The sequence below is a fragment of the Streptomyces sp. NRRL S-455 genome (assembly GCF_000717875.1).
In the GTDB taxonomy this organism is placed as follows: Bacteria; Actinomycetota; Actinomycetes; order Streptomycetales; family Streptomycetaceae; genus Streptomyces.
Window position 1 is genome coordinate 1 of sequence record NZ_JOCT01000058.1, and the last position, 4,907, is coordinate 4,907.

The window sequence follows — 4,907 nt, forward strand, 5'->3', positions numbered from 1 at the left end:
GTCGGATTATTCCTCCGACTGTTCCGCTCTCGTGGTGTTGCACCGGATTACCGGTACACATTCACGGAGAGTTTGATCCTGGCTCAGGACGAACGCTGGCGGCGTGCTTAACACATGCAAGTCGAACGATGAACCACTTCGGTGGGGATTAGTGGCGAACGGGTGAGTAACACGTGGGCAATCTGCCCTGCACTCTGGGACAAGCCCTGGAAACGGGGTCTAATACCGGATACTGACCACCACGGGCATCTGTGGTGATCGAAAGCTCCGGCGGTGCAGGATGAGCCCGCGGCCTATCAGCTAGTTGGTGAGGTAACGGCTCACCAAGGCGACGACGGGTAGCCGGCCTGAGAGGGCGACCGGCCACACTGGGACTGAGACACGGCCCAGACTCCTACGGGAGGCAGCAGTGGGGAATATTGCACAATGGGCGAAAGCCTGATGCAGCGACGCCGCGTGAGGGATGACGGCCTTCGGGTTGTAAACCTCTTTCAGCAGGGAAGAAGCGAAAGTGACGGTACCTGCAGAAGAAGCGCCGGCTAACTACGTGCCAGCAGCCGCGGTAATACGTAGGGCGCGAGCGTTGTCCGGAATTATTGGGCGTAAAGAGCTCGTAGGCGGCTTGTCGCGTCGGTTGTGAAAGCCCGGGGCTTAACCCCGGGTCTGCAGTCGATACGGGCAGGCTAGAGTTCGGTAGGGGAGATCGGAATTCCTGGTGTAGCGGTGAAATGCGCAGATATCAGGAGGAACACCGGTGGCGAAGGCGGATCTCTGGGCCGATACTGACGCTGAGGAGCGAAAGCGTGGGGAGCGAACAGGATTAGATACCCTGGTAGTCCACGCCGTAAACGGTGGGCACTAGGTGTGGGCAACATTCCACGTTGTCCGTGCCGCAGCTAACGCATTAAGTGCCCCGCCTGGGGAGTACGGCCGCAAGGCTAAAACTCAAAGGAATTGACGGGGGCCCGCACAAGCGGCGGAGCATGTGGCTTAATTCGACGCAACGCGAAGAACCTTACCAAGGCTTGACATACACCGGAAACGTCCAGAGATGGGCGCCCCCTTGTGGTCGGTGTACAGGTGGTGCATGGCTGTCGTCAGCTCGTGTCGTGAGATGTTGGGTTAAGTCCCGCAACGAGCGCAACCCTTGTCCCGTGTTGCCAGCAGGCCCTTGTGGTGCTGGGGACTCACGGGAGACCGCCGGGGTCAACTCGGAGGAAGGTGGGGACGACGTCAAGTCATCATGCCCCTTATGTCTTGGGCTGCACACGTGCTACAATGGCCGGTACAATGAGCTGCGATACCGCGAGGTGGAGCGAATCTCAAAAAGCCGGTCTCAGTTCGGATTGGGGTCTGCAACTCGACCCCATGAAGTCGGAGTCGCTAGTAATCGCAGATCAGCATTGCTGCGGTGAATACGTTCCCGGGCCTTGTACACACCGCCCGTCACGTCACGAAAGTCGGTAACACCCGAAGCCGGTGGCCCAACCCCTTGTGGGAGGGAGCTGTCGAAGGTGGGACTGGCGATTGGGACGAAGTCGTAACAAGGTAGCCGTACCGGAAGGTGCGGCTGGATCACCTCCTTTCTAAGGAGCACTTCTAGGCTGCTTCGGCAGTCCAGAGGCCAGTACATCAGCGAACGTCTGATGCTGGTTGCTCATGGGTGGAACGTTGACTACTCGGCACACTTGATCGTCTTCTCCTTCTAGTACTGCTCTTCGGAGCGTGGAACGTTGAGGGAAGCGGGGAGTGTGTCGGGCACGCTGTTGGGTGTCTGAGGGAATGAACTTCCTCAGTTGCCGGCCCCAGTGCACTCGGACCGTAAGGGTTCGGGGTGATGGGTGGCTGGTCGTTGTTTGAGAACTGCACAGTGGACGCGAGCATCTGTGGCCAAGTTTTTAAGGGCGCACGGTGGATGCCTTGGCACCAGGAACCGATGAAGGACGTGGGAGGCCACGATAGTCCCCGGGGAGTCGTCAACCAGGCTTTGATCCGGGGGTTTCCGAATGGGGAAACCCGGCAGTCGTCATGGGCTGTCACCCGCTGCTGAACACATAGGCAGTGTGGAGGGAACGCGGGGAAGTGAAACATCTCAGTACCCGCAGGAAGAGAAAACAACCGTGATTCCGGGAGTAGTGGCGAGCGAAACCGGATGAGGCTAAACCGTATACGTGTGAGACCCGGCAGGGGTTGCGTATACGGGGTTGTGGGATCTCTCTTCTACGGTCTGCCGGCCGTAGGGCGAGTCAGAAACCGTTGATGTAGGCGAAGGACATGCGAAAGGTCCGGCGTAGAGGGTAAGACCCCCGTAGTCGAAACGTCAGCGGCTCGTTTGAGAGACACCCAAGTAGCACGGGGCCCGAGAAATCCCGTGTGAATCTGGCGGGACCACCCGCTAAGCCTAAATATTCCCTGGTGACCGATAGCGGATAGTACCGTGAGGGAATGGTGAAAAGTACCCCGGGAGGGGAGTGAAATAGTACCTGAAACCGTGTGCCTACAAGCCGTGGGAGCGTCGGAATGGAGCTTGCTCCATTCTCGTGACTGCGTGCCTTTTGAAGAATGAGCCTGCGAGTTTGCGGTGTGTTGCGAGGTTAACCCGGGTGGGGAAGCCGTAGCGAAAGCGAGTCCGAATAGGGCGTTTCAGTAGCACGCTCAAGACCCGAAGCGGAGTGATCTAGCCATGGGCAGGTTGAAGCGGAGGTAAGACTTCGTGGAGGACCGAACCCACCAGGGTTGAAAACCTGGGGGATGACCTGTGGTTAGGGGTGAAAGGCCAATCAAACTCCGTGATAGCTGGTTCTCCCCGAAATGCATTTAGGTGCAGCGTCGTGTGTTTCTTGCCGGAGGTAGAGCACTGGATAGGCGATGGGCCCTACCGGGTTACTGACCTTAGCCAAACTCCGAATGCCGGTAAGTGAGAGCGCGGCAGTGAGACTGTGGGGGATAAGCTCCATGGTCGAGAGGGAAACAGCCCAGAGCATCGACTAAGGCCCCTAAGCGTACGCTAAGTGGGAAAGGATGTGGAGTCGCAGAGACAACCAGGAGGTTGGCTTAGAAGCAGCCACCCTTGAAAGAGTGCGTAATAGCTCACTGGTCTAGTGATTCCGCGCCGACAATGTAGCGGGGCTCAAGCGTACCGCCGAAGTCGTGTCATTGCGATATATACCCCCAACGGGGATCGTGATGGGTAGGGGAGCGTCGTGTGCCGGGTGAAGCAGCACCGGAAGGTAGTTGTGGACGGTTCACGAGTGAGAATGCAGGCATGAGTAGCGATTCACACGTGAGAAACGTGTGCGCCGATTGACTAAGGGTTCCTGGGTCAAGCTGATCTGCCCAGGGTAAGTCGGGACCTAAGGCGAGGCCGACAGGCGTAGTCGATGGATAACCGGTTGATATTCCGGTACCCGCTGTGAAGCGTCAAACATCGAGCATCGTGATGCTAAGGCCGTGAAGCCGCCCCTGATCTCTTCGGAGTGAGGGGGAGTGGTGGAGCCGCTGAACCAAGCGGTTAGTAGGTGAGTGATGGGGTGACGCAGGAAGGTAGTCCATCCCGGGCGGTGGTTGTCCCGGGGTAAGGGTGTAGGCCGTGGTCTAGGTAAATCCGGATCACTTAAGGCTGAGACCTGATGCCGAGCCGATTGTGGTGAAGTGGATGATCCTATGCTGTCGAGAAAAGCCTCTAGCGAGTTTCATGGCGGCCCGTACCCTAAACCGACTCAGGTGGTCAGGTAGAGAATACCGAGGCGTTCGGGTGAACTATGGTTAAGGAACTCGGCAAAATGCCCCCGTAACTTCGGGAGAAGGGGGGCCACATCCGGTGAGCCTGCCCGGTGCTGGAACGTTAAGGGGACCGGTTAGCTCTGATTCGTCAGGGCGAAGCTGAGAACTTAAGCGCCAGTAAACGGCGGTGGTAACTATAACCATCCTAAGGTAGCGAAATTCCTTGTCGGGTAAGTTCCGACCTGCACGAATGGCGTAACGACTTCTCGACTGTCTCAACCATAGGCCCGGTGAAATTGCACTACGAGTAAAGATGCTCGTTTCGCGCAGCAGGACGGAAAGACCCCGGGACCTTTACTACAGTTTGATATTGGTGTTCGGTTCGGCTTGTGTAGGATAGCTGGGAGACTGTGAAGTCCACACGCCAGTGTGGGTGGAGTCGTCGTTGAAATACCAGTCTGGTCGTGCTGGATGTCTAACCTGGGTCCGTGATCCGGATCAGGGACAGTGTCTGATGGGTAGTTTAACTGGGGCGGTTGCCTCCTAAAGGGTAACGGAGGCGCCCAAAGGTTCCCTCAGCCTGGTTGGCAATCAGGTGTTGAGTGTAAGTGCACAAGGGAGCTTGACTGTGAGACCGACGGGTCGAGCAGGGACGAAAGTCGGGACTAGTGATCCGGCGGTGGCTTGTGGAAGCGCCGTCGCTCAACGGATAAAAGGTACCCCGGGGATAACAGGCTGATCTTCCCCAAGAGTCCATATCGACGGGATGGTTTGGCACCTCGATGTCGGCTCGTCGCATCCTGGGGCTGGAGTCGGTCCCAAGGGTTGGGCTGTTCGCCCATTAAAGCGGTACGCGAGCTGGGTTTAGAACGTCGTGAGACAGTTCGGTCCCTATCCGCTGTGCGCGTAGGAGTCTTGAGAAGGGCTGTCCCTAGTACGAGAGGACCGGGACGGACGAACCTCTGGTGTGCCAGTTGTTCTGCCAAGGGCATGGCTGGTTGGCTACGTTCGGGAGGGATAACCGCTGAAAGCATCTAAGCGGGAAGCCTGCTTCGAGATGAGGACTCCCACCTCCTAGAGAGGGTAAGGCTCCCAGTAGACGACTGGGTTGATAGGCCGGATATGGAAGCACGGTAACGTGTGGAGTTGACCGGTACTAATAGGCCGAGGGCTTGTCCTCAGTT

Annotated in this window: 2 rRNA genes; both read left to right on the plus strand. The window is 57.7% G+C overall.

Annotated elements, in window-relative coordinates:
• Window positions 1–60 precede the first annotated feature (60 nt).
• A 16S ribosomal RNA gene (locus tag IE97_RS39035) occupies window positions 61–1,586 on the plus strand.
• A 302-nt stretch (window positions 1,587–1,888) separates the two neighbouring features.
• A 23S ribosomal RNA gene (locus IE97_RS0137760) occupies window positions 1,889–4,903 on the plus strand.
• Together the 16S and 23S rRNA genes form the textbook arrangement of a ribosomal RNA operon.
• Window positions 4,904–4,907: the final 4 nt, after the last annotated feature.